The organism is Aliirhizobium wenxiniae (assembly GCF_014201355.1).
Lineage (GTDB): Bacteria > Pseudomonadota > Alphaproteobacteria > Rhizobiales > Rhizobiaceae > Neorhizobium > Neorhizobium wenxiniae.
This window is the reverse complement of sequence record NZ_JACHEG010000006.1, coordinates 131790-156504: the sequence shown is the minus strand read 5'-3', so window position 1 is coordinate 156504 and position 24715 is coordinate 131790. Positions and strand designations below refer to the sequence as shown.

The window sequence follows — 24715 nt, the reverse complement described above, 5'->3', positions numbered from 1 at the left end:
GAAGCGAAACGGCCATTTGCGCCTGTTGTTGTCGCCGACGTCCGCGCTCCATGATGGACGAGGATCGCTGCGGTATTTGCGATGAATGTCTGGCGCCTTGACCATCCCAGCAGCAAAACCAATGTTGAATCTCCAGTCCGACCTAGACCTGTGTCAGAAAGGAAAAGAACATGACTGCTATCGCCGATTGGCTAGATGATCGAATACAGGAAATCATTCGCTCTCCGGCTCTGCACGACGACAAGGCCGATTTTCGCGACCAAGCGAAAGTCTTGGTAGAGAGCGCCAGAGCCGACGGGTTCTCCGTCGCGGAGATCAAGGAGGCTTGCGGGGGCGACGTGGAGCGATATCTCCTTGATCAGCAGAACGCGATGAGTGATGTTAAGCGGCAGCAAAGACTGGCAGTCGACAAATAGCAAATCCGGCCAGAGCCTTTATGCTCTGGCGAAACAAAGTGGTCAAAAGGACGTTGCGGCGTTTAGGAGCTTGTAGAATGCCCGGAACCTTCGTCTCAATCTATGTCTTGGCATTCGATCTCGATGACCGCGACCAGCCCGTTAGAGCTTTCGAACCGCGCCCCGCGGCGACTGAAAAGGCGGCCATCAAGGAAGCCGAAGATTTGGATGAGCGGCACGCCGGCGTAGTCGTATGGAAGCGAGAGGGCGATCCGGTCGTCGGAGAGGAAGGTGAACCTGAGATCGTCTTCCGGTCAGGCATGATAGGCGATTTCGCTTAGGGCGGGTCCGGAGAGGATAGCCGTTTTGCAGAATTCTATCGCGCAGATCAAGCTGTTGAAGCAACTCGAGCCGTAGACCTCCTCATCATGTTCGCAGTCATTGCTTCTACTGTCTTTTGAGCGCGCTGTTGGCGATTCGACGTTTGAAGTTACATGGAGCCTACCGGATACTCAGCGCCTCGGACATGGCGAGCATCCGGGCGAGTTGAGCGCCATATCTGCAGTCACCTCAACCGTCGGATCGACAGCACCGTAGCCACGCTCATCTCGGTTTGTGTTAGTGGGTTGTGTTGGAATCATGGCTCGCCGGCCTTTCCACCATCAGACTGTGCCGTACTCAAGGCACGCGTTGACGGGTACTCAGAACTGGGCGATCGCAGAATTTCGGACTGAGTTGCTGGCCGACTGCGTTTCTGGCCCGGGACACTGCTTCCGACCTCCCGTGAATGGCTGGTATGTGTTGCTGACCGGATCGAACGAGCGGTACCGCGCACTACACCAAGTTTGCGCCTTCGCCGCTTGCATTTCGGCAAGGATCATGTTTGTCGACTTGTCACGCTCTCCGGACGCACTGGGAGCCTCCGATGACCCAAGCGTGACGTTCACGCGCTCCACCGGTTTGACCTCAGCCACCATTGTAGTCGCAGACACGGCGCAAGGAAGGCGCTGATATGCCTGCCGGTTCGGATCCACCCGCCTTACTCCCGATGTCCAGAGAGGCTCGTCATGCGGACTGGCAAAGGCATTAGGCGCGGACGACTGCGCGATTTCGGATGTTAGCTTCATACCGCCAGCCGCTACCGATAGCAGACAGGAAGCGAGAAGGAGGCCCGTGATCAGTCCGCGTATAGAAAACAACCCAATGATTTTGCTTTCAAAAGTGCAGACGCGGCTGAATCGTTTCCTCGGTAATCACTCTAATGATGAGCAGGCACCCTGCGGTAACTTATCTACCCGTCTCGCCGACGGCCGTAGAGAGAGTTCGGTTCGAAGGATGAAGGGCGCGAGGACCAACCCGAGTTTTGACACCTATCTTTGAGCAGAAGTTGCCGATGCCGAAAAGACCACCCCACTCGCGCAAATTTTGCCGTCCTGCTCGGGCATGACGGATACCTTTGGTCACCGTGGAGCAATCATGATGTCAGCCAAATGAGAGATGGCCGGACAACGAAGTTCGGCCACAATAAATCAGTCGATGGCCTGAGCAACCCGACGCGAGGAAGGCTCGAGGATTACGCGCTGCTGATTGACGACAGCATAGACGTAGTTCGGGTTTCAGGGATCCGCTGAACGACGACGCGCTCGGTGGGAACTGGGGCCTGCTGCACATATGTTACGACCCTCTCCGGCGGCGGATCGATCGCGGTTCCAGCGATAGCGCCAACCACGCCGCGGACAGCTGCGCCGACTGGGCCACCTACGACCGCGCCCGTCACAGCCCCACCTGCAGCGCCGGTCACCGTGGAATTTTATGCGAAAGCAGAGCCTGCGATGAGGAGGGCAGCGCCTGCGATGATAAGGCGACTTACGAGCATTCCTCCATTGGGGCTTTAAGCGCTGCAATAACTTCACGGTCTTCTGATGCTTCCGCCTCGTAACCCGTTCTGAGCGTCACGCGAGAAGGACCGGTTGGCAACGCGAGGCAGGATGGCTGGAGATGCCCATAACCAGCTTAGCTATCGATCACGCGCTAGCAACCGCGCGGCCTTCAACTCGCGAGGCGCGCGGCATGTTCGATATTCCAGCCGAACAACCAGGCGTCCGCTTTCTGCATCAGGCTGTCTTTTTCTCTCGGGCAGCTTGCCTTATGAATATAGCGAACCAAAGGATTGTCGCCTGCAGATAGGCCAAGCACTCGCGCGTTGATCCCGCGCTGTTGCCAATCAAGCATAGTTTCGACATCCAAATTCATTTTCGATCCTCATGATCGCTTTATCATTCTGTCAAACCTTGAAGTGCCGCGGCGTCCCGCGAATCAAAGCTTGGGAAACCCTATCTGAGATTTTCCCAAGGCTCGACTTGAATAAGCCTTTTATGCTCGTACGTTAGCGTACGAAGAGCTGATGTCTGGCTCTGAGATTTGCCCCCTGTCGACCGGTGTTTGTGGCGGCCGCCATCTTCGGCGATTGCGCGATCGAAGATCGACATTGAAAACGACGGATGATTTTTGAGCAGATGCGCCGCGAGGCGATCTGGCGGGAAATGCCGATCGACGACGAGCCAGAGAGACGGGACGAGCCTAGATCAGCGGCAGTCACGGAACATCTGAACTACCTCCCAGACCAACAAGCGGGGCGATGGAAGTCTGGCCCTTAGGCGCTGGCACCAAACGCGCCCGAAGCTGGGCAACTTTTTCCTTCGGGGTTATTCCAGTCGCAGGAGATCTCTAAATTTCACAGTGGCAAGAATAGTACCATCATCGCTGGTCAGCTCGAACGCGTCGCCGTCAACAATGTCGCCACGGGCAACGCGCTGGCCGAGCAATTCACGCGCGGACCGCACCGCCTCTTCATGCGCCTGCTCCACGGTCGCAAACTCCGCCCCTTCAAGATCCTCTCGCAGTCCGTTATGATCGCGAATGTGAAAGTAATACCGCGGCATCAATCACCTCCAATTTGATCGCTCACAAAACTTGCCCGCAGGTGAATAGGTTTCATCAAGCATGCGATTTTGTGCAGACTCTGGATATCGAAGACACCTGCAATAGTTTGCGATGAACGATATCGAAGGGAACCCGACGAATGCCTTGGACACGCAACAAGCTCCTGTCGTGCCTTCCAAACGAAGACGCAGACATCCTTCGCCCCGACCTCGAGCCGGTCACTCTCACTCAAGGGCAAGTTCTGTTTGGCGCCTACGAAACGATAAGCCACATCCATTTCTTCGAGGGCGGGCTGTCATCAGAGATCGCCGGCTTAGAGCAGTCCAGGAGTACCGAGGTAGGCTGCATCGGATTTGAGGGGTATTCAGCTGTCCCGGCAGTGCTCGGTGTTGATAGCACGCCGCATCACGCGTTCATGCAGTGCGGCGGCCCGGCCTTACGCATCGAGGTGTCTCGTCTTCGCGCCGCAATGGACGACAGCCATGGCTTGCGCAAGTTGCTCCTGAAATACGCTCATGTGTTTCTCATCCAGATTGCTGCGACCGCGCTAGCCGATAGCCGCTACGAGGTTACACAGCGCCTCGCGCGATGGGTTTTGATGAGCCAGGATCGCATCGGCGACGAGCTCCCGTTGACTCATGATTTCCTGTCTCTCATGCTTGGAGTTCGCAGGCCGAGCGTCACGGATGCCATACATCGTCTTGAAGGTGTGCAAGCAATCAAGGCCGAAAGAAGCCTGATAGTCGTTCGCGACCGCCGCAAGCTCGAGGAGATCGCCGGTTCGACCTACGGGATACCTGAGGTCGAATATGAACGACACATCGGCCTCGACTTCCGCGACTAAATTCCGCCAAACCTATTAACATGCTGCCAGCCACTGGGATGTCAATGTATTGGGCATCTGCCTAGTCCCATTGTTTAAGTTGTAGTTGAATTTAGTTAAAGATTGCAGCTAGCGGTCTCCTGACGTGCCCTCCCCCGAATTTCTGAAATCGGTGATGGTCGAGATCTCTGGACGATAAGGTGCACGGCAATTTCTTCCGCTTGCCTCGTGCTTGGTCGTCGGAGGAAAGAAGGCAATCGGAGCGACTCAGCCGAGCGACCTCATTTGATCGTAGACTCCGGGCGCTATCCCCGTATGATTATTTTGTCGTTGCGAATGCAAAGTAGGCGTTAACGGCTGGGAATCATCACGTGCTCCCGCCCCCTATGATGAGGATGGCCACTCATGGATGCACGGGCCCGGTTCACAAACCTCGGCGATTCCTACTACGTGCAAGCTTCAAGATACTCGCCGCTCGAGACCATCAGACGTCGCATTGTGAGCGTCGCGATCTACGCTGCGTCCGAGGACTCCGACCTCGTCACGGCGACCGATTTGGGCAAGGCATCTCTGGATGCTTCTTCATGACGTGGCGCGCCGTGAACTCGGGTTGCATAATGACGTCGCGCAAAGCAAATACTCCGCGAGCGCGAACTTCTTACAGCTTTTCAAGTTCGAAGACCAAGGAGGATTTGATCATGCCAAACGAAGCTCTGTCTGGCCGCACATACCTCGTGGTAGAAGACGAATATCTGGTCGCATCTGATATGCTGACAATGCTCGAAAGCGCCGGGGCGAAAGTTTTCGGGCCGATATCGGACGTTCAGCAAGCAATGGAGGTTCTTTCGGAGCCGAGCCTTGAACTCGACGCCGCTGTGCTCGACATCAATCTTCACGGCGAAATGGTTTATCCGGCCGCGGCACTCCTTTTCCTGCGCGGCACGCCATTCATCTTCGTCACAGGATATGATTGTGCTTCGATGCCCAAGGAATTCGCTGACGCTCCGTGCCTTTCCAAGCCGACGGCTGAGGCGGACCTTGTGGAAGCGTTGAGCGCTATATCCGCCAGAAAACAAATCGGACCAGCAGCCGAACAGCGGTAGGAAAGAGCACTGCATCATCGCCCTATCGCAGAGCGCACCTCCGCTAGTCTCACTGGCTTTTCGCATAGCGTGTTCTGGGCATATTTCGCGGGGATAGCCCTGGCATCGTCATCGTAGCCCGTCGTAAAAACGAACGGGATCCCGCGTTCCATCAGCAGCTCGGCTGCGGGAAACACTTTCTCGCCGCTGAGATCTGGGTCGAGGATCGCTGAGTCGATCCTCTCGCTCTCGGTAATGATCCCTGCTGCGTCATCGACGAATGCAGCCGGACCGATGACCTCCACACCTTGGGCGCAAAGTTCAAGACTGGGTTCATCCCCCAACATGTAATCGTCCTCAACGATGAGGATGGCTAGGCCGCTATGTGACTTTTCACGCATCTCGGGTCTCCATAGTCGAGGTTTCCGAAACTGGAAGCGCAATCGTGCAGCGAACTCCGTCCTGCCCTAGTTCATAGGTCACACGCGCCTTTAGTTGGTAGGGCAGAGCGCCTGCCCTGTCCGCTGCCCCGAGGGCTGTCCGAGGATGACATTTCGACGCCGCTCTCCTGCCAGTCGATGTAAAGGGTGGGCTTCTCTCTTATGCCTTCACTCTCGAACGACCACATCACACTGAGATGTGCATCGTCCTGCCCCAAGCCCCATACTTTACGGCGTTTGGCGCGAGTTCGTGAAGAGCCATGGCGACGGTCTGGACGGTCGATGAGCGGAGGCGAACGCCTCGTGGCCCTGATATGATTACACCCTGTATCCGCTTGCATTGCGCTCAGCTCGGATCAGATCAGATCATCGAAATCCACGCGATCATGTGCGTTCGACCTTGAAAGCAGGCCCTGCACACGCGCCAAGGCCTCCAATCGGTCCCTGAACCTCTCCTGAAAATCGTCAAGATCGGTAGGGTGTGCTGGAGCTCCGCAACCAGCACACCCTGCCGATCTTCCATGGCGTCGAAATCCGGGTACTTTCCACGACTCTCGGCGTTCCTGACAGGACATCCGCAAAAAGTTCGTCGAGCTCCGTCCAGATGTCGGAAAATACCTCGCGCATCGGAGCGCCGAAGGCCCCGGGATGACGATTACCGAGGATGGAACGGTAGGCATCGTTGTAGATGAAGCGCAAATCCTGTCTCAAGGCAATGTACATCGGCTGCCGGGAACCAATAACTAGCTCCGCTTGCCCAAGAATTCGTGCAGGCCACATCTCAATGGTCCCGAGAGCACTCGCGTTCCAGTCAAAATTGGCGAGCCTCTGGTCAGCAGTATCTGAATGGCTCGGCTGTTCCGACATTCGACGCTCCAACAAAAATCCAAAACATATTAGAAGTTTTAGATCGTTATCCAAGAGGTGGGAAACCACGATCGGAAATCGGACAGCGCCCTCAAAGGCGACTTGCGTCGGCGTCTAAGCCCAAAAATACATTGGCTCAGGATTGGAACCGCCGAAGGCATGCTCTTCCCTCCCGGACTTTTTGCGGCCGGCTCAGCATGCTTGGGAAACGAGGCGGCTCCGCCACCAATCGGCAGTAGCCAACTGTCACACGTACAGAGTGTGCACTTCTGCTGGATGGCCGGCGTTGAGATGGTCAGCCGTCTAAGGCTCGCTTCCGCCCAATGAGACGCGGCGCGTCGGTCGGTACGCAACCGTACCTAGCCTCCCCTAGGCAAGACTTCTCGGAACGATACGGGGAAATCACTGTTTGGCAAACTGATGGGAGGATGCCATGCAACACCGGACCAATCAGACTGGCTTCACCGAATTCGAGCTTCTCGAGCATCTGCCGGCACTTCGAAACTTTGCGCGCCGATTTCATTCCTCACCGACCGACGTCGATGACCTGGTGCAGGAAACGTACGCAAAGGCCATCGCAAATGCGCAGAAGTTTCAGCAAGGGACCCGACTGAGGTCCTGGTTGTTCACGATTATGCGCAATACCTTTTGCACCAAATTTGGGTTGACCCGGCGAGAAGACGTTGGTCTCGCTGACGATACCGCCCTGCAAGTGAGCGTTCCTGCTACGCAGGAATGGAGCCTTCGCGGCCAAGAACTCGAACGGGCGATTTCAAATCTACCTGACCACCACCGAGAAGCGATTGAGATGATTTTCATCGAATGCTTGAGCTATGAGGACGCAGCGCAACGGTGTGGCTGTGCTCTTGGAACAATGAAAAGTCGAGTCAACCGCGCCAGGCTGCAGCTCTGGACCGCGATCGACCGCAGCTGATCTGAACTCAATTCAGCGCAACGCCACCGCCAGGATTGAACAAGGCGGACGCGATTTTTCCAAGCTCCGTGGGCTTCCCGCAAAGGGCAAAGCCTGAGAATTTTGCCGGAATGACGTCAGGATCGTAGCCCGTTGCAAAGACGAACGGCACGTCCGCCTGCTCAAGTTCTTCCGCGACGGGAAACACAAATTCGTCTCCCAGATGCACGTCCAGGATCGCGCCATCGATTTTTGAAGATGCGATGAGCTCAAGGGCGTCTTCCACATTTGCGGCGGGACCGACAACCGTGGCACCGAGCTGTTCGAGCTTTTGACGGGTCTCATCAGCGAGAAAATACTCGTCTTCGACGACCAAAATATGCTTGCCCGCGAAAAGGCTTAGATAAACGGAATTGTCCAATTCGACCTCGCTACGGGTTCAGCCTAGTGTGGATTGCTTTCCACGACAAGGATGCGACCGCTCACATCGCAATGAGCGGACTAGGTTCATCAAATTCTGACATTTGGGCGAACAGACGCTGGACTTCGGAGTTCCGACCCGGATTTTTAAATCCTCAGTTACTGGAACTTAGTCGCCTATGTTGGCGGCCAAGCGGAATACGTGCGCGTGCCCTATGCGGAATGTCTCGCCCATCATCATTTCGAATGGCATCACGGACGAGCAGGCTCTTCTCCTCGGAGATAATTTCCGACCGGATGGATGGCGGCTGCCAATTGCGAGATCGAACCGACGGACATCGTACCCATCGCGCAACGCTTGATCAGGGACTGGAGCTCTACGAGACGTTCCGCGACAAGAAAGATAACTGCATCAAGGTTGTTTTGACAGCGTGAGAATGACAGATGGAAGTCGAAGATCGGAAAACTGCCTGCCGCAGATTTGAAAAGGAACATGGCGCCGAGGGTTTCCTCGACGCCGTGGCAGAGCTCATGACAGAGCGGGTGGCGGTTCAAGGATTAGAGCTTCGCTTCTTTGACGATGGTCCGAGAACGACCTCCATCACTCTTCCGATCATGTCGGCGAGCCGAATCTCTCGAAGCCCGATAAGTGGGTTTGAACCAATGCCAATAGGCCGGCGAGGCAGGGCAATACTGACTCTAAATTTCTTCTGAAAGCGCCTGGAACTTTCATTTTCCTCGAAAGTTCGTGAGCGCTAATTTCAGTATCAAAAGGAGCTATCATGTCTGAGAAGACTTTAGACGACCTGTTCCTCGATACGCTCAAGGACATCTACTATGCCGAAAAGCAGATTCTGAAGGCCTTGCCAAAGATGGCGCGTGCGTCGCAGTCGGAAGACGGTAAAGCGGCCTTTCTAAAGCATAAGGAGCAGACCGAAGGGCAAATCGAACGCCTGCAGCAGGTCTTTGAACTCCTTGGCAAGCCAGCCCGCGGCAAGACCTGTGAAGCCATCCAGGGCATCATTGCCGAAGCCGAAGAAATCATCGACGAATTCAAAGGCTCCGTCGCCCTCGATGCTGGCCTTATCGCGTCGGCCCAGGCCGTCGAGCATTACGAGATTGCCCGCTACGGCACCCTGAAAAGCTGGGCGGGCCAGCTTAGTCTGAAGGACATTGTTCCCCTGCTCGATGCCAATCTTCAGGAGGAGCTCGAGACTGATCAGCTTCTCACCCAGCTTGGCGAGGCGTCTGCAAATCCCAAGGGCGCCAAAAAGAGCGCGTGACGATCTCGGCCGGCGAGCTCGACGCTCGCCGGCCGCATAATCATTTACAGGAGGAAGGTATGGGAACCGATCGCGAGGAGTGGATATCAAAACGAGCTTATCAGCTCTGGGAAGAGGCTGGGCGTCCCGATGGCCAGGATGCCGAGCAATGGGCGCAGGCCAGCGCCGAGTGGGATGCCGGCCAGGGACAGAATAACACCGATAGCACAGCTGCAAGCTGGGACGACGAAGAGTATTAAATTTAGCGTCGCCGATCTATATGAAGCTGAACTTGAGACGATGGCGGTTTCCGCCATCGTTCCTTATCCCACCGCCTCAACCCCCTTGATCAATGGCATGAGGAGATGGCTGGGCTTCCGGCGGGGCCGCAGACGGCATCCGGATCATATAAATCACAGCAACGATCAGAACCAAGGCTGCAACAAGCGCAAGAATGGTGATCAAGCCTTTCCGGCCCTCCCTCACCGGGTTCATGTTCTATCGTCCAATTGCTCACCCCTGCCCTTTTTCAGGCTTTCCTCAGCGCGCTTTTTCAGATCCTTCCGGCCCTCATCGGCAGTCTTCGCGTCAGAGCGTGCCGCATCGCTTTCCGGGCTTGATTTCGCGGGATCAGTCATTTGTGTTCCCTTTCTAAGACGTGCTTATGAATAAGATCAGACGTTTATATCTTTGCCGAGACGCCTGCTTCCTTGAGATTGGCGAACCGGATCGTTGTTGGACGGAGGTTCTCTTCAAGCCATGCAGCCATAGCGATTTCTTCGTTGAGGCTAGCCTGCAAGGGATTGACCAACGCTGCGAAGCCGCCGAGCTCGGCGATCGTGATCAGCGATTTATAAGCCGCAATTTCGAAGTGCTCGAATGCGAAACTGGCCATGCTGTTCTTGAGGATTTCATCCCCGGCGACGGTATGGCTAAGTGCTGCCATCGAGCCGGTGAATGACAGGGCAGCATCCTTTAACGAGGAGTTTCCCTTGGCGAGGGATGTCAGGATCTCATCCAGACGTCTGATTTGTCCTTCCGTCTCTCGGATATGCTCTTCGAGCCTCGCTGCGACATCGGGATAGTTCTCGATCCGCTTGACCTGAGGCTTCATGATGGAGAGCGCCTGGTTCTCCATCGCGTGAGCGTTCTTCAGACCTGTAATGAAGATATCTCTTGTCTTATCTTCAGACATCATTGCCTCCTTTTAACCAACAGCGAACTGCTTTCCCCTCCCAGAGTTCCGGCGCTGTGCTCACTGCGAAACGTTCCAGCTGGCACATCATCGCGTGTGTTGCTCCAATGTCCCCTCTTGCGGCCGTTGGATAGTACTGCTGTTTGGACTCCCTGGAGTTAGTACGAAAAAATAGAGCGCGGCCAAGGCCAGCGCCGCGACCATAACGAGCGCAACAAACATCATCATCCCGCTTGCGGCCTTCTCCTGTTGAGCCATGGAGCATCCTCGCTTTAGAAATCGGATTCACTGGGTAGAGCCGGAAACGTCGGGTGGGTCATCAGGTCCCGCTTGGCTGCCGTTGAAAAAATAGAAGCCAACCCCGAGCACGCCGACGATGGACAGAACCACGCCGAGCCACATCATCTTTTTTGATGCGACGGAAATCGCGATAGCGAAAAGCGTTGCCCCTGCCACCAGAGCAAAAAACCCGAACTGCATCATCTAACACCTCCTGGCCTGGTCACTGGGTAAACGACAGAGGGCACGGTTACATCGGCCCCCCCGATCGAGCCTTCCTCAATCAGGCGCGCGCCGCGCTGCCGGGTGAGGTAGCGCCATATCCATTGAACACTCACGAGGATGCGCTTTTCGAAATTGATCAGCAGGTACACGTGCACGAAGGCCCACAGGAACCAGGCGGCTCTTCCCTTCAAGGTCCACTTGCCGAAATCGAAAATGGCTGCGTTTCGTCCGATAACCGCTGTGTTGCCTCGGTTCCTGAACACAAACGCCGCCGGGTCGGCACTTTGATTTTTCAACAGACGCCCAAGGTAGACCCCTTGCTGCTTGGCAACCTGCGCCAGGCCGGGCAGCGGCTTTGCATCGGTTCCCGTGAAATCGGCGGTGTCTCCAAGGGCAAAAATGTTTCGGTGGCCTACGACCTGCAACTGAGGATCAACCGGAATACGACCGCCTGGGACAGCATCAAGCCCGAGCCACCGGTGCGCGGGCGACGCCTTGACGCCCGCGCCCCAGACGACGCAGCCGGTTCGAATGAACTCACTCCCAACCGTGACGCCATCCGATCTTACATCAAGGACCCTCTCGCCTGTGCGCACCTCTACACCGATCTTCTCAAGGTAGTGGCGCGCGTAGTCGATGAGCTTTTCCGGAAACGCGGCGAGGATCCGGGGACCCGCCTCGATCAGGATCACCCTGAGCTGGTCGGGTTGGATGTTTCTGAAGTCCCTGTTGATCATGAAGCGACCAAGCTCGGATATCGCTCCGGCCATCTCGACGCCGGTCGGCCCGCCTCCGATCACCACATAAGTGAGAAGGTTGCGCTTCTCCTGTTCGTTGTGGGCTCTCTCCGCCTTCTCGAATGACGATAAGAGACGCTGCCGGATCTGGCGGGCTTCGTGAATCGTCTTCATGCCCGGTGCGTTATCGCGCCAGGTATCTCTGCCGAAATAATTATATTCCGACCCAGTGGCGATGACCAGACGGTCATAATCAACCCGGTCGCCGCCCTCGAGCTGAACAAGCTGCCGTTGCACATCGATCCCGACCACCTCGGCCATGATCATGTTGATGTTGCGATAACGACCCAAGGTCTTGCGGATGGGCTCGGCGATATCTGCGGGGGAAAGTGCCGCGGTTGCTACCTGATATAACAATGGCTGGAAAAGGTTGTGATTGCGACGATCAATCACAGTGACCGAGTACTCCGTGTCGCCAAGCTCTCGCGCACAGGCAAGGCCGCCAAAGCCTCCTCCGATTATTAGGATACGTTCTGGCACTGGCCCCTCATGAATCTTTGATGAGCCGCGCTAACCTGAGCAAACGTCATTAGTTCCATCCACATGAGGGAACTTTCCCCTCATGCGTCGGTTCGCTGGGCATAACGAGGGAGTAACGCAGTGACAGGACATAAATGCACGCACACGCCGACGGGTCTAACCCCCTCGAATGACTCGCCGCAAGACAGGAAGCGCAAGGTTGTAATGGGACGTGGCGCGGTCGGTTTCCTGGAGGCATTCGTAGTTGCAGCCTTTGCTCCTTATATTTTCATCGCCGTCTGTGGCCCGGTCACAGAAACCTGACGCCATGTCTCATTCCGGAAACCAAGGCCCAGACTGGTATTTTCGCTTGATCGGGGCTCAGAATGCCAAAGCCGGTATCGTGCGGTCCGCTATACTTCTAGGAGTACTGCTGCTGGCCGCAGCGCTCGCGTTGGTTTGGATCAGTTCATTCTAATCCAGTTGAGGCATCCGACAGGTGCGTTCGAATTGCTAACCAGCAACGCACCGTAGCCATACAGGCGACCGAGCTCGGCATCGGCCGGCACGTCAATTGCCCATACTTTACTTGACCGGTCCGTCCACACCAGGCGCCCATCGACGGCGTCTAATCCCGCCATCATCGCGGTCTCGCTCGTGCCTGGACGCAGCAAGACGATGACGCTCTCTCCGCGGGGCGCCGGGAAACTTGCTATCGATCCCGCGATCAAGGTGGCAAGAACGAGTGCGACAGGAGAACAAAGAAACGATGTGCTGCCTGTGCGCCTCTTCATCAGGTGATAGCCAGTCGCGAGAGAAAGCAATCCAAAGACAGCCAACCAGGAGAGGTCCCAGAGCAAGGGCTGCTCGACGTCCATTCGGACACGGTGGATGCCGAGAACCCAGTGCGAAAGGACGGCGTCAACAAGATGCCAGATCCCAAAACCTATCATAGCGCGTGCGAGCAAAGGCTCGGTCTCGCTTTGTGTTGTCGGAGCGCGTGACGTCCAAAGCAGATACAGCCCGGTTATCGCTACGACGTACATGAGGCCGTGAAAGAGGCCGTCAGTCAGGATGAGAAAGCTAATATCGAGGCGAGCCTGCTCAAGCCCGCTCAGCAAGTGGTGCCACTGCAGGATTTGATGCAAGAGTATCCCGTCGAAGAAGCCTCCAAGACTGAAGCCAAGCGCGAGTGCTCCCATTGCTCGGCGGTTCAGTTTTGCCATCCGTCACCTTTGAGATTTTGCAAGCGAATGAGCCAGCCCAGCGCGGCCGGGCCGGCTAACGGTTTACACTTTCCCGATCTGCTCGTTCTGCGCACCACTATCCGGTCGCGCCGGTCCAAGAACTGGTTCGTCACCCATCGGGACGTTCTGGAACACCGTGAACTGACCTTTACCATCCATCGAGGGGCCGTCATTCCATCGCGCGGGAGGTGGCACGGAGCCATCCGAAGCGGTGGCAAAGAAATCGTAGTTGTGAGTCTGATCTTCCTTTTCCTGGGGGAAGCTATTGGGGATGGGCAGCGCGCCCTCATGTCCGCCGAGCTCTTCGATAACCGCCAGCCACTGTTGCTGGTGCATGGTGTCGCGGGCGATCATGAAATGAAGCATGTCCTTCATGCCCTCATCATGAGCGGCATTATAGAGACGTGTTGCCAACACTCGGCCGGTGCTTTCGGCTGCTACGTTGCAGTACATATCCGCTGCCAGATTGCCGCTCGCATAAATATGCGACATGTCGAACGGCACACCTTCCGAATTGCCTGGAAAGGCCGCCATGCCGGTAGACAGAATGTGACGGTGCAGCATGCCTTCAACGACGTGGCGGGGGTTTTCGCCCCCCATGACTGCGCCGACAATTCCGTCTGCAGCGCCGGCTTCAGCGAGGCTGGCCGGGGCCTTGTCGAGATTGAGGGCGACGGCTGTTGCCAGCATTTCGATATGGCCGATTTCTTCCGTCGCTGTGTGGAGAAGCATGTCCCGGTATTTTGTAGTCGGGCCGCGTGCGCCCCAAGCCTGGAAGAAGTACTGCATGCAAACGCGGATCTCGCCCTCGACGCCGCCGATCGCCTGCTGGAGCATCCTGGCGAAGATGGGGTCGGGAGAACCGACCTTGACCGGATACTGCAGACGCTTGTCGAAACTAAACATGATTATCTCCTCGTGTGGAATTCCGATACCCGGAAAGATATCGGGCAGCGAACAGGGAGCGGGTTTGGAAGTTCCAATAACCAGATTGAAGATGGGTCCGATCTGATCTTAATGGCGCCCCGTGACGGACGGGCGAAAGTCGGGGACCATCTGGAACTGTGAGGCACTTGTTTGGTTAGCGCCCTGTTGTGAAAATACAGGAGAAAGCCATGACTGAAGAACGTCGCCCTTCCCCGCCGCAGCCTGAGCAGCAGCAACAGCCCCCTGGCGAAACAAAGCTTATGAAGCCTGTGCCCGATCACGGAGAGCATTCCTATCAAGGCAACGGAAGGCTGGCAGGCAAGGTGGCCCTCATTACAGGCGCTGACTCCGGTATCGGTAAAGCAGTTGCAATCGCGTTTGCCCGCGAAGGGGCTGACGTTGTCATTTCCTATCTCAACGAGGATGAAGATGCGCACGATACGGCCAAATGGGTGGGAGATGCCGGCCGGAAAGCCCTTGTGATTCCCGGCGACATCAAATCAGAGGATCACTGCATCGACTTGGTGGAACGAACGGTGGCAGAACTTGGCGGCCTCGATGTCCTCGTGAACAACGCGGCTTTCCAAAGGACCTATGCCGACATCAGCGACATCAGCGCCGTTGAATGGGATGAGACCTTCCGGACAAATATCTATGCACCGTTTTTCCTTTCAAAAGCCGCCGCACCTCATATGAAACCTGGCGGCGCTATCATTAACACCACATCCATCCAGTCCCGCCAACCGTCTCCTCAGCTCCTTGCGTACGCCTCAACAAAGGGAGCCGTCTCTAATTTCACAGCAGGTTTGGCGGAGATGCTCGCCGCAAAGGGCATACGCGTGAACGCCGTAGCGCCAGGACCGATCTGGACTCCCCTCATTCCCTCAACCATGTCGCCGGAAAAATCAGCTAAGTTCGGCGAACAGACCCTGTTGAAACGGGCGGGCCAGCCTGCGGAACTGGCCGGAGCGTATGTCCTGCTGGCTTCAGAGCTTGGAAGCTACATGACTGGAGCGGTTATCCCGGTCACAGGTGGTGAGATCATGATTTGAATAAATCTACTTCATAACGGTACGTATGGTGATGGAGAGGGCCAATTGGCCCCACATGACTCAGTTTCCGTGCCTCTTAATGAAAGCGGCGACACAACCAAGACGCCGCAGCAAGAGCGTTAATATCCAAAGCGGAACGCGCAAGAACGGCCGGAGGCTACAAGCCTTTAAAAAAAAGGCGGCAGAGATATGCCGCCTTTTCTTTGAAATCGACGGGAGGATCAATCGTTATCCATGTCTTGAGCCATTTTGTGGTGATGCTCGAGGGCGGCAAGATGCTTGGCAGCGAATGCCTTGAGATCCGCGTTGTCGCCTTCCTCTGCATAGCGCTTGAAGAGATCGACGGCATCCTCGTGAGCCTCGACCTGATCGTCGATGTATTTCTCGTTGAATTCCGCGCCGTCCAGTTTGGCAAGCTCGTCGACGTTTTCCTTATGGTCGTCGATAAGCGTGGTCTCAGCCTTCCCCTCGACCTTTCCGCTGTCAAGCAGCGCAGTCAGTTCTGCCGTTGTTTTCTCATGGTCGGCAATCATCTGCGTCGCAAACTTTTTCACGGCTTCGTCGCCCTTTTGCATGGCGAGTTTGCTGGACTCGATTTCAAAGACATCACTGGCGGATGCCTGCATGACAAACTCCTCGGTCTTGGGAGCGAGGCCTAAAGCGGAATTAACGCCTATAGACTCGGTTGCCGACTGTGCAAAAGCAGCGGTGGCTGTCATCAGAGCGGCGGCGGCTAGTGCGATCTTTTTCATTTTAGTCTCCTTAATTGCTGGCACTAACAGGCGCACTGACGAAAAGTTCCGGCCCGGGTTGGAAGGGTCCCCGCCATCCAGCCACAATGATACGTGCATAGATGCCTTAAGTCGTACGCTTGGCCTTCCGGAAACCTTCTTGGAAGCAGCGATGCTCATCGAGTTGGAGACTCGTCCCCCTTGAAGGCTGATTGAGACATCCATAATCTGCCGCTCTCGCATTCCATCTGACAATGTGGGTTGTGTCGTTAAATTTGGAGGCGTGGCCTCAAGCACCTAAAAGAACCTTGAAGACATGTCCGGAAAGCGGAGCCTTTTGCCGCGCTTCAGGGCTCATTCCGTCGAATGCAGTCGTGATGAACAGCGTCTTCCGGTCCGGACCGCCAAAGCAGCAACTCGTCACATTGGGGACCGGTAGATCGATAAGACCAGCGAGATCACCGCGTTGCGAGAAAATTTCGACACGGGAGCCGCCGAAGACTGCAGCATAAAGGTTGCCATCACCGTCAGCCTCCAGACCGTCCGGACTACCGTGAAATGTCTTTGCGAAGACCCGTTTGTTCGTCACCGTACCTGAAGGGCCAACATAGTCGTAGGCCCAGATCGTATCGCGACCGGTGTCGGCATGGAACATGATCTTGCCGTCTGCACTCCACGCCTTGCCATTCGCGTTCTTGTATCCGCGTTCGACCTCTACCAAGCAATCGCCTTGCAGGAAGTACAGCGCAGCTGTTTCCATTGGCTCGGCCGACGTGTTGATTGTCCCGACCCAGAGCCGGCCATCGGGGTCCAGCTTTCCATCGTTCAGCCGGTTATCGGTAGGCAGGTCGAGCAACGCCACCGGGCGCTCTTCTCCTGTTTCAGGATCAAAGACGTGGACGCCGTTGCTCAAACCAATCAACAATTGCCCGTCAGTTTGGGGAAAGACGAAGCTCACCTCCTTCGACACGGACCAGGATCGATGATTTCCTGCCTCAGCATCGTATCGGTGGATGTTCTTGCCAGAGATATCGACCCACCAGAGAGATGAGGTTTGCGCATCCCAATGGATCCCTTCTCCAAGCTGCGACACTGGCAGATTCAGGTCGAGTGGGAGTGCGTTTCCGGTTTTCATCGGTTCTCCTGAAGTGAGAAGATCGCATGAAGAAGGGTGAGATGACTGAGACCTTGGGGCAGATTGCCGAGTCCTGAGCCGCTTTGGGGATCGATTTGCTCGCATAGAATGCCAAAGTTGTTTCCCAGCGGTTTCAGGAGTGTCGTCAGCATCTCTTCCGCCCGATCAACGTCCCCAAGAAAAGCGTAGGCTTCGACCAGCCAGCAGGAACAGGCAACGAAAGCGCCCTCTTCATCGGATGCGCCGCTATAGCGATACACCAGAGGTCCGATCGTGAGCTCTCTTTCGATGGCATCGCGGGTCGTTTTGAGTCGCCCGTCGTGTTCAAATCCGAAGCGGGTGGTCAGAAGTAGGGCTGCATCGAGTTTGTCCGTGCCGGCATAGAAAGTGTAGGCCTTTTTCTCCTCCGACCAGCAGTGGGTATCGATCCAGTCGCAGATTTTTCGACTTTCATACTCCCACCGGTTTGCATTCCCCACTATGTGACCGTGGCGGGCAAGATGCGCTGCGCGGACGAGGGCAAGCCAGCACCCCGTTTTAGAGAAAGTATAATGCTCCTGATCCTCGAGCTCCCAAAGACCTGAATCTTTTTCCTGCCAACGAGCGACGACCTGATCTGCCAATCGTTCCATGAGACGTGCGGTCGACGGGTCCAGCACATGACCCATCTCGGCAAACAAGAAGGCCGTCTCCAGCAGGTCACCATAGCAACTGAGCTGTACCTGGGTCTTTGCGCGATTGCCTGTGCGTACCGGTGTTGATCCCTTGTAGCCTGGTACATCGATGACCTGTTCGTCAGGGACTTCTCCGACTGCAAGCGTGTAGACGACCGCAGGAAACTGCTCATGGTCATCTATGGTGCGAACCAACCATCCAAACGCGCCGATCGCTTCCGATAGCGCACCGGCCCGCAGGAAAGCCTTGATTGTATACGCCGCGTCGCGGATCCAAGCATATCGATAGTCGTAGTTCTTGTCGCCACCGATCCTTTCCGGAAGCCCGGAGGTTGCGGCGGCAGCAATGGCGCCAGTCTTCGCGTAAAGCAGGAACTTGAGCGATAGGGCGCAACGCACAAAGTCTGATTTGAATGGCCCCTTGTAAGACAGCTTTTGAGACCAGCGCCGCCACTCTTGATCGCTAAAGTCAATGCGACTGTCGATCTCCGACAAGTCGGGGATAGCAAGTGGCGCTTCATCGGCAACAAGATAAGCAATGCAGATCTGCGAACCCGTTTGTGTCCGATAGCGTGCGACTGTCTTGTGGTCCCCATCATCAACGATCAGGACCTCAACAGGGTGGCAGAATGTCGTTGTCAGATCCCCGATGTAGCGTATGGAGGCATTAGGGTGGGTGGCGCGACGGACTTCTCGTCGAGCGCAGATAGGCTGAATGACGATCTCGAATTCCACATCGCCTGAAATGCCTTCAATCCTTCTTGCGAGCTCGCACCAAGGCAGCCTGCCGCCTGCGCCACTATTGATGGATTCTGTCACCCTGGCCCGACCGGTATCCGTAACGAAGGTTGTTTCAAGAACGTTGCTGTCCTCCCGGTATTGCCGTTCAATGGCAAAAGGTTCAACGGGGGTGAGGGAAAACCGTCCGCCGTCAGCATCGTGCAGGCGGTTAAAGAGGGGAGGAGAGCCCATGTCTGGCGCGCACCACCAGTCGATGGAGCCATCGGCGCCAACCAGCGCTACCGACCTGCCCTCACCAATGGCGGCATAATGCTCTAGGGGCAAAAAACCGCCCGAGCGTTCCGGTTGGAGAGTTCCCAACATCAGTGAAACGTGTTGCCGCCGGTCACGGCGACGACGCTACTTACCTCAGCGGTGGTGAGTTCAAGTTGCAGGTATCGGGGTTGTTGAATATCAAACTGATTGACGGAAGCCATATTGCAATGCCTTATCATGCTCTGGAAGATCGTACGCTCAGAAACGGCGACCGACTTGGGCTGCAATGAGCGGTACAGCGGCAGCGCCCTCCGTCCCGACTCTCAACTTTTGTACAACTCGTCCAAGGACGAACGTTGCAGCGACAGTCACCGCAACTCGCCGCCATGGACTATTGATCTCGGTGGGCATCGATACGCCATCGGTATAATCGCGGCTCAATGAAAGCCGCTGATGCAGCTCGGCGACGTGTCTTCGTAGTGCGTTGATATGTTCGTGAAGATCGCCCCCTTCTCCCTCGACGGCCGGTTTGTAGACCGAAGCCTCGTCATCGAGCTCTGCGAGGTTCTCGCAAATCTGTTCGGCATTCTCGAACCCTCTGGCCTTGATGTTTGTCATGTCTAACCTCGCAGATAGTGAGTGGGTGGTTCCCACCAATCGGTCATTGCGCGCATAGGGTTGGTCTGCGCAAACGGGCGTCGTTACGCTGCGTTGGACGCGAGGATGAACCGCTCCGATCGGAAGAAGTTCCGTCGACGGTGAGGATCAGCTTTATTCACCGGGATATTTCGCAGCCTTCAAAAGCTTGGCGAGATGAACCGTGTTGTGTGCCAGCATCTTGATCATCGTCTGCACGACCTCAGGCGTTTCCCCCAGATCAACGAAATTTGTCGAGCCCATCGCCTCCCCGATCCAGTGAGCAACGGCATTGGCAGGAAGTGTGAATCCGACATCGTTAAGCGCTTGAAAGATCTCGGCGGAAACGTGATGGGCGCCATCTTCGTTTCCGACAACGGCAACGGCCGCGACCTTGCCAAAAGATGCCCTGCGCCCTTCACCGTCTGTCTCCTCCAGAAACGCATCCATTCGCTCAAGGGCCCGCTTGCAAACACTTGAGGGCTGACCGAGCCAGATCGGCGTCCCCACTAGGAGAATATCTGCTTGGATGATTTTCTCTCGGATCGACGGCCAGTCATCCCCGTCGCCTTCGTCCGAAGTCACGCCGGGCTTGATATTGTGATCGGCGAGCCAGATCGTTTCTGTTTCGACACCGTGTTTCTTGAACTCCTCAGAAATGAGGTCGATCAGTCGCCCGGTCGACGAGGGCTCCGACACGGACGATGATTTGAGTGTGCTGTTGAGGGCCAGGGCCTTGATGGGCATCATGTTTTCCTTTCGTTATGATATGGCGGCGGTCAATGCCATTTAGTACACTCCGGCCGGAACTGCCTCTTTGTGAGAAGAACGATCGAGCCGATACCGCTGAGATGTGGGCTATTGAGAGGAACTTTCTGTCGTTTTCAGCTCGATCTGCACAGAGAAGCGGAAACCGAGCAAATCGACAGCCGCATCATGGGTTACCTCCGTCGCGCCCACGAACAAATGGATGGCGATGGAGTTCAATATGCTCGATGCATTTTTTTCCACAGGTTCCATGCACCTGAGGCAAACGGTGACGTCGGGTTTAGTGCCTGTGGCCGCATAGAAATAACGAAAAGAGTGTGTCAGTACGCTGCCTGACCAGCATACCCACCGCGTTGAAGTCGCCCCCGCAAGCCCACCATATGTGAGATAAATCTCAAGGATGATGGTTACGGTAAGCAGGCTTAGAAACAAGCTGAGCGAGCGCGAACGCGCGGAAATTTTCGAGCATACAAATAGGGTCGCGGCTGACGCCGCAAAAGAGGAACGCTGCTTGCGCGAGGAGAAGAGCGAGCGACTCCGGAAACTGAGGATAGCGAGTGGCCCAGAGGCATAAAGCAACGCGCGGTTATCGGAAAGACGCTCAAAATTTTCAAGGATCTCAGGTAGCGAAGGTATGGGTTACCCGAAATCATATCCATAAACTTCCTTTAGGCTGTTCGTCTTGGCAAGTTTGGGCGGTAGCTGGCAGAAATTCTTGGTGCTTATGCCCTTCTGGCTCGGACGTCCGCCACTTCACGACGGGAGCTGTCACTCCTATGACCAACGGAAAAATCATGATCTGACGCAATGCACGTTTAGGGGCCAGGGAGGCCGAACGACGGTCTCCCTGGTTGAGGCGGATCGAGATATCAGCCTCCTGACGGAGAATGTTTGCCGTCCTTCAGCGATTGCGTTTCCTCAAGGATGCGATTGCGGGCGACGTCATGAACCTCGCCGGCAACCGACACTGCCTTATCATACACGTCGGAAGCCATGTGCTCAGCCTTGTCCAAGGTTTTGGAAGCCTCTGCGGAGACACGAGTTTTAACATCATCGGCCGCCTCTCCCACTACATCGTCCTCGGCGTGGGTATGCGGAAGTGCGGCGCCGATCGCTGCTCCCACGGCAAACGCCAGTGCCCCGCCGACGAGGGGCTGGTCCCTGAAGTGTTTTAGGATCACATCGTTCAGCTGTGCGCCCGTTTGGGCCGCACTCTGTCCGGCCCCCGACAGTGTATCGCCTGCCTTGTCCGCCGATCGCGTCAGATCGCTCCAGGTGTTTGAAACCCAGCCGGACGCTTCGTCAAACAATTTGCCTGCTTCGTCACGCAGATCTTGATATTGCCGCCCGGTCGCATCGGTAAAGCCTCGAAACGTCTTGCCGCTTTCGTCGACGAAATGCCCGGCTCGACGGCCTGTCTCATCTGTCAGCGCCTTATACCGGCTACCACCACCGTCTGCGAAATGGCTGTAACGTTTGTCACCCTCAAGCGTAACTGGCCCGGACCGACGGAGGTCACCCGTGACCATTGCAAGCGGATATTTTTCCTCCTCTTGGCTGGCATAGGATGCCGGACCTGACTTCGGACCTGCCATCAACCATGCAAGTCCAACGCCCACCAGTGCCATCGGGATAGGATTGTTCTTAACCGCCGCGCCAAGATTGGATGCGTATTCTCCTCCCCCACTGGACTTGGCGTAGCTCAGGACCTCATCCACCAACTGGCCAGGGGACATGCGCTGTTGGATCGCGTCGAGCCGGTCTTCGATTCGCCGGCGGTCTTCTGCAATCTCTTGCTCGATCTCCGCGGAGCTTGGGTTTTCAGAAGTGTAGGCCATCAGGTTCTATCCTTCACGATTTTTGCATCCTGCTGAAGTGAGGCGGAGGTGCGTTCAAGTTTGAGCTTTTCGCCCTTGATCGCATTTAGTCCCCGTGAGATGAGGCCCCACGCAACCAACGCAACGACAACGCCGACGACAACGGATGAAAGGGCGTCGGCATTGCGTTCTGCCATGCCGCGCGCCACCAGAAATGCGGCAAGCCCATTCACCAAGGCAGCAAGCAACACACCGACTGCGCAGATTGCGAGGACGAGGCCTGCTGCAAACGCCTCGACACCGACCATGGCGAGCGTCATTTTCTCGGAGGCTTCGGTTTTCGCAAGATTGATTTCCTTGCGAAACAGCCCAGAAATATCGCCCACAAGGCCGGTCACAAGTTCGGGAAGCGATCTCTCGTCAGATGACTTAGCCATTGGTGCGACCCTCGCTGTTCACCGGACTGCTAGAGGCAGTACTAGACGGGGCGATGCCAATAGAGGCGGTCGCTGTGGGTTTCTGCTCAGTTCGAGTGTTCGGAGCCCTACCTGTGCCATGCGCTGATGACGCGATCAAAAAGCGGCTAGCGGCGAGGCCAGCAATTGCTGCGACACCTAGAAAAGCGAGCGGCTGCTTGCGGCCGAAATCTTCAGTCATTGCAGCGATTTGGCCAAGGCTGCGGTCATGAATGTCGTCTGAAAACGACTTCATCGATGTACCGATACTGCGTGCCAGTTTCCCGAGATCCCGATCGTCACCTTGTTCAAGTTCGTCCGCGACCTTAGAGATTGCCGCGGCGACGCCGCTCATTTTGCCGGCGAGAACGTTTTTCTGGCCCGAGACGGCCTCCTTGGCGTGATCGGAGGCGTCAGACAGTCCTTGCCGCGCGAACTGCGAGGCTGAATGAACGTCGTCGGATAATTTTTGTTTGATGTCGCCGACCCTCCCACCAGCGCTTTCTGCATTTTCATCGGCTTTGGAAGGGGCGTCCTTGCCAGGACCAGGGGCGGCACCGCCGGAGCTAAAACCCTGATTGATGTCCGTCATGAATCTCTCCCTTGAACGATTGGTCGTCATGCGACCAGCAGTCGAACCGGAGAAAGTTCGAATAGTTCCGTCAGCGGAAACAGATGGTCGGGCATGCAGAGTTACGGCCTTATCCCGCACCGGCGGGCGGAAGAAAGGAACTATCCGCTACCCGTCCGGTTAGCCCAACGTAACGCGGCAGACTTGACCATGGGCATGACGACGCCGCCCCCGTGCACCGGGTACCATTGACCAGTACCGCGATGGGAGGGCTTCGAAGAAACACTACCGCGCGGTCACCTCCCGGCCAAAGACGATCCAGACACGGATCGAGACGCGGTCGGCGAAAACAATCAGGATCCGTCGCGAGAAAAATCTCCGACGCCGGTAAAAATAAAGGAGATTGATAGTGGTCAACCCCGAAGACGACGCCAAAGGCCAATACGCACCATCGCAAGCGGACTCCAAGGCAAGCGGTGTCGCAAGCGCCAAGCCAACGGTTATCACCGGATCGGAAGACGCAACCGTCCACCGCGACCCGCCGGGAAAAAGCCCAAGAAAGATTTCGACCTGAACAATGATCCGTCCGATATGGACGAGGGTGAGTTTCGCGGCGCGAGTCGACTGGCGACAGGTGGGGTCGCGGACATAGTCCCGACCGTCGCATCGGCTGAAGCGGATGTCTCCTATGCGTTTTTGGATTGTCCTGACCGCACTAATATCTGTACCACTGACGGGCCTTTGTGGCGCGTGGATCCTGACGACCCCTCGCCCTGAATTCGGGACGAGCAACCCGTTCCCAATCGCAGACGCTAGTGCCGAACGCGGTCGGGATGTCTTCAACGCAGCCGATTGTGCGTCGTGCCACGCAACTCCTGGCCAGCCGGATCGACTGAGGCTTGGCGGCGGACTGGCGCTTGCCTCGCCTTTCGGCACCTTTCGACCCCCGAACATTTCTCCCGACCCCGTCGACGGAATTGGCGGCTGGAGCGTTTCCGATTTGGCAAACGCGCTGGTTGCGGGGGTATCGCCCGACGGGCGTCATTACTATCCGGCCTTTCCATACACTAGTTATACCGGCATGACAGCCGTAGACATCAACGACCTGTTCGCATATTTGGAGACTTTGCCAGCGGTGGCCGGCCGCGCACCGCCGCACCATCCAAGTGTTTTATTTGCGATCCGGAGATCCGTTGGGTTTTGGAAGCAGCTTTTCTTTAAGCGAGCGCTGACACAGCCGGGACCCAGCGCTGCGTCTGTCGGCATCGAGCGCGGCCGGTATATCGTCGAGACGCTCTCGCATTGTGCCGAGTGTCATTCGACCCGCAATATTCTTGGAGCCATCATCTCGAGCGCGCGGTTCGCCGGCGGCTTCGATCCACAGGGCACGGGCTTCGTTCCGAACATCACCCCGGAGGGGATCGGCGACTGGAGCGAAAACGACATCGTTAAAATGCTAGAAACAGGTGAGACCCCCAATCACGGACGTGTCGGCTCATCGATGGCCGATGTCGTCAAGAATGCCTCGATGTTGTCCGATGAGGACCGCAAAGCGATTGCCGATTACATCAAGTCCCTGCCTGCGCGGCCGACACCCGAACCGTAA

Annotated in this window: 30 protein-coding genes and 2 pseudogenes; 10 read left to right on the top strand and 22 right to left on the bottom strand. The window is 56.3% G+C overall.

What is annotated here, in order from left to right; all coding sequences use genetic code 11:
* Positions 1-170 precede the first annotated feature (170 nt).
* Positions 171-416: a hypothetical protein gene (locus tag HNQ72_RS22055; RefSeq protein WP_183995333.1), complete on the top strand. Its 246-nt coding sequence runs from the start codon at positions 171-173 to the stop codon at positions 414-416.
* Between the two features lie 77 nt (positions 417-493).
* Entirely contained in the window at positions 494-736 is a 243-nt protein-coding gene (locus HNQ72_RS22050) for a hypothetical protein (RefSeq protein WP_183995331.1), read from the top strand.
* A 360-nt stretch (positions 737-1096) separates the two neighbouring features.
* On the opposite strand, the gene HNQ72_RS31330 is transcribed toward HNQ72_RS22050, so the two are convergent.
* The 4 genes and pseudogenes from HNQ72_RS31330 to HNQ72_RS22030 form a co-directional block, all read right to left on the bottom strand.
* Positions 1097-1261 carry a BA14K family protein gene (locus HNQ72_RS31330; RefSeq protein ID WP_425503157.1) on the bottom strand — a complete coding sequence of 55 codons (165 nt, stop codon included), beginning with the start codon at positions 1259-1261 and terminating at the stop codon, positions 1097-1099.
* Positions 1262-1924: 663 nt separating this feature from the next.
* Positions 1925-2271 (bottom strand): annotated as a pseudogene (locus HNQ72_RS22040) (DUF1236 domain-containing protein).
* Between the two features lie 173 nt (positions 2272-2444).
* A complete protein-coding gene (locus HNQ72_RS22035) occupies positions 2445-2648 on the bottom strand; it encodes a CrpP-related protein (protein ID WP_183995328.1) in 204 nt (67 codons plus the stop codon).
* Positions 2649-3100: 452 nt separating this feature from the next.
* Positions 3101-3337, bottom strand: coding sequence for a DUF6894 family protein (locus HNQ72_RS22030; protein WP_183995326.1), 237 nt, complete (start codon positions 3335-3337; stop codon positions 3101-3103).
* A gap of 140 nt (positions 3338-3477) precedes the next feature.
* Between HNQ72_RS22030 and HNQ72_RS22025 the strand changes: the two genes are divergently transcribed.
* Complete coding sequence (locus tag HNQ72_RS22025) at positions 3478-4182, top strand: Crp/Fnr family transcriptional regulator (RefSeq protein ID WP_183995325.1); 705 nt, start codon at positions 3478-3480, stop codon at positions 4180-4182.
* 677 nt (positions 4183-4859) lie between these two features.
* Positions 4860-5264 carry a response regulator gene (locus tag HNQ72_RS22020; protein ID WP_210319682.1) on the top strand — a complete coding sequence of 135 codons (405 nt, stop codon included), beginning with the start codon at positions 4860-4862 and terminating at the stop codon, positions 5262-5264.
* Positions 5265-5278: 14 nt separating this feature from the next.
* Here the strand turns inward: HNQ72_RS22020 and HNQ72_RS22015 are convergent, their stop codons facing one another.
* The 3 genes from HNQ72_RS22015 to HNQ72_RS30645 all read right to left on the bottom strand — a co-directional run bounded on the left by HNQ72_RS22015 (position 5279) and on the right by HNQ72_RS30645 (position 6550).
* Positions 5279-5644, bottom strand: a complete 366-nt coding sequence (locus tag HNQ72_RS22015; RefSeq protein ID WP_183995323.1) for a response regulator — start codon at positions 5642-5644, stop codon at positions 5279-5281.
* 395 nt (positions 5645-6039) lie between these two features.
* Entirely contained in the window at positions 6040-6111 is a 72-nt protein-coding gene (locus HNQ72_RS31115; protein ID WP_343061577.1) for a hypothetical protein, read from the bottom strand.
* Between the two features lie 37 nt (positions 6112-6148).
* Positions 6149-6550: a hypothetical protein gene (locus tag HNQ72_RS30645; protein ID WP_244654492.1), complete on the bottom strand. Its 402-nt coding sequence runs from the start codon at positions 6548-6550 to the stop codon at positions 6149-6151.
* A gap of 433 nt (positions 6551-6983) precedes the next feature.
* On the opposite strand from HNQ72_RS30645, the gene HNQ72_RS22005 reads away from it, so the two are divergent.
* Complete coding sequence (locus HNQ72_RS22005; protein ID WP_183995321.1) at positions 6984-7484, top strand: sigma-70 family RNA polymerase sigma factor; 501 nt, start codon at positions 6984-6986, stop codon at positions 7482-7484.
* A gap of 7 nt (positions 7485-7491) precedes the next feature.
* Here the strand turns inward: HNQ72_RS22005 and HNQ72_RS22000 are convergent, their stop codons facing one another.
* Positions 7492-7884 carry a response regulator gene (locus HNQ72_RS22000; RefSeq protein ID WP_183995319.1) on the bottom strand — a complete coding sequence of 131 codons (393 nt, stop codon included), beginning with the start codon at positions 7882-7884 and terminating at the stop codon, positions 7492-7494.
* 251 nt (positions 7885-8135) lie between these two features.
* Positions 8136-8378 carry a hypothetical protein gene (locus tag HNQ72_RS31325; RefSeq protein WP_183995317.1) on the bottom strand — a complete coding sequence of 81 codons (243 nt, stop codon included), beginning with the start codon at positions 8376-8378 and terminating at the stop codon, positions 8136-8138.
* A gap of 284 nt (positions 8379-8662) precedes the next feature.
* Here HNQ72_RS31325 and HNQ72_RS21990 point away from each other — a divergent pair, with 284 nt between their 5' ends.
* Positions 8663-9166, top strand: a complete 504-nt coding sequence (locus HNQ72_RS21990; protein ID WP_244654489.1) for a YciE/YciF ferroxidase family protein — start codon at positions 8663-8665, stop codon at positions 9164-9166.
* 59 nt (positions 9167-9225) lie between these two features.
* Entirely contained in the window at positions 9226-9405 is a 180-nt protein-coding gene (locus HNQ72_RS21985) for a DUF2934 domain-containing protein (protein ID WP_183995313.1), read from the top strand.
* Positions 9406-9827: 422 nt separating this feature from the next.
* Here the strand turns inward: HNQ72_RS21985 and HNQ72_RS21980 are convergent, their stop codons facing one another.
* The 5 genes from HNQ72_RS21980 to HNQ72_RS21960 form a co-directional block, all read right to left on the bottom strand.
* Complete coding sequence (locus tag HNQ72_RS21980) at positions 9828-10340, bottom strand: ferritin-like domain-containing protein (protein WP_183995311.1); 513 nt, start codon at positions 10338-10340, stop codon at positions 9828-9830.
* Positions 10341-10625: 285 nt separating this feature from the next.
* The gene (locus tag HNQ72_RS21975) at positions 10626-10823 is read right to left on the bottom strand and encodes a hypothetical protein (protein ID WP_183995309.1); all 198 of its coding nucleotides are present in this window, start codon (positions 10821-10823) and stop codon (positions 10626-10628) included.
* Complete coding sequence (locus HNQ72_RS21970) at positions 10820-12121, bottom strand: NAD(P)/FAD-dependent oxidoreductase (RefSeq protein WP_244654478.1); 1302 nt, start codon at positions 12119-12121, stop codon at positions 10820-10822. The genes HNQ72_RS21975 and HNQ72_RS21970 overlap by 4 nt, the downstream gene beginning before the upstream one ends.
* 443 nt (positions 12122-12564) lie before the next feature.
* Positions 12565-13326 (bottom strand): DUF2243 domain-containing protein, encoded by a 762-nt coding sequence (locus HNQ72_RS21965; protein WP_183995307.1) that lies wholly within the window; start codon positions 13324-13326, stop codon positions 12565-12567.
* Positions 13327-13389: 63 nt separating this feature from the next.
* Positions 13390-14253: a manganese catalase family protein gene (locus HNQ72_RS21960; protein ID WP_183995305.1), complete on the bottom strand. Its 864-nt coding sequence runs from the start codon at positions 14251-14253 to the stop codon at positions 13390-13392.
* Between the two features lie 209 nt (positions 14254-14462).
* On the opposite strand from HNQ72_RS21960, the gene HNQ72_RS21955 reads away from it, so the two are divergent.
* Positions 14463-15326 carry a glucose 1-dehydrogenase gene (locus HNQ72_RS21955; protein WP_183995303.1) on the top strand — a complete coding sequence of 288 codons (864 nt, stop codon included), beginning with the start codon at positions 14463-14465 and terminating at the stop codon, positions 15324-15326.
* Positions 15327-15547: 221 nt separating this feature from the next.
* On the opposite strand, the gene HNQ72_RS21950 is transcribed toward HNQ72_RS21955, so the two are convergent.
* From HNQ72_RS21950 to HNQ72_RS21915, 8 genes are all read right to left on the bottom strand, one after another.
* A complete protein-coding gene (locus HNQ72_RS21950; RefSeq protein WP_183995301.1) occupies positions 15548-16078 on the bottom strand; it encodes a DUF4142 domain-containing protein in 531 nt (176 codons plus the stop codon).
* A 268-nt stretch (positions 16079-16346) separates the two neighbouring features.
* Positions 16347-17192 carry an SMP-30/gluconolactonase/LRE family protein gene (locus tag HNQ72_RS21945; RefSeq protein ID WP_183995299.1) on the bottom strand — a complete coding sequence of 282 codons (846 nt, stop codon included), beginning with the start codon at positions 17190-17192 and terminating at the stop codon, positions 16347-16349.
* Positions 17189-18970, bottom strand: coding sequence for a glycoside hydrolase family 15 protein (locus HNQ72_RS21940; RefSeq protein ID WP_183995297.1), 1782 nt, complete (start codon positions 18968-18970; stop codon positions 17189-17191). Before HNQ72_RS21940 ends, HNQ72_RS21945 begins: the two co-directional genes overlap by 4 nt.
* Before the next feature lie 150 nt (positions 18971-19120).
* The gene (locus tag HNQ72_RS21935; RefSeq protein ID WP_183995295.1) at positions 19121-19480 is read right to left on the bottom strand and encodes a hypothetical protein; all 360 of its coding nucleotides are present in this window, start codon (positions 19478-19480) and stop codon (positions 19121-19123) included.
* Between the two features lie 153 nt (positions 19481-19633).
* Entirely contained in the window at positions 19634-20245 is a 612-nt protein-coding gene (locus HNQ72_RS21930) for a flavodoxin family protein (protein ID WP_183995293.1), read from the bottom strand.
* A gap of 890 nt (positions 20246-21135) precedes the next feature.
* Positions 21136-22104: a DUF3618 domain-containing protein gene (locus HNQ72_RS21925; protein WP_183995291.1), complete on the bottom strand. Its 969-nt coding sequence runs from the start codon at positions 22102-22104 to the stop codon at positions 21136-21138.
* Complete coding sequence (locus tag HNQ72_RS21920) at positions 22104-22520, bottom strand: phage holin family protein (protein ID WP_183995289.1); 417 nt, start codon at positions 22518-22520, stop codon at positions 22104-22106. Before HNQ72_RS21920 ends, HNQ72_RS21925 begins: the two co-directional genes overlap by 1 nt.
* Positions 22513-23130: a nutrient deprivation-induced protein gene (locus HNQ72_RS21915; protein WP_183995287.1), complete on the bottom strand. Its 618-nt coding sequence runs from the start codon at positions 23128-23130 to the stop codon at positions 22513-22515. Before HNQ72_RS21915 ends, HNQ72_RS21920 begins: the two co-directional genes overlap by 8 nt.
* A 388-nt stretch (positions 23131-23518) precedes the next feature.
* Between HNQ72_RS21915 and HNQ72_RS21910 the strand changes: the two are divergent.
* Positions 23519-23721, top strand: a pseudogene (locus tag HNQ72_RS21910) (hypothetical protein); the annotation flags it as partial.
* A 76-nt stretch (positions 23722-23797) separates the two neighbouring features.
* The gene (locus tag HNQ72_RS21905; protein WP_244654479.1) at positions 23798-24715 is read left to right on the top strand and encodes a c-type cytochrome; all 918 of its coding nucleotides are present in this window, start codon (positions 23798-23800) and stop codon (positions 24713-24715) included.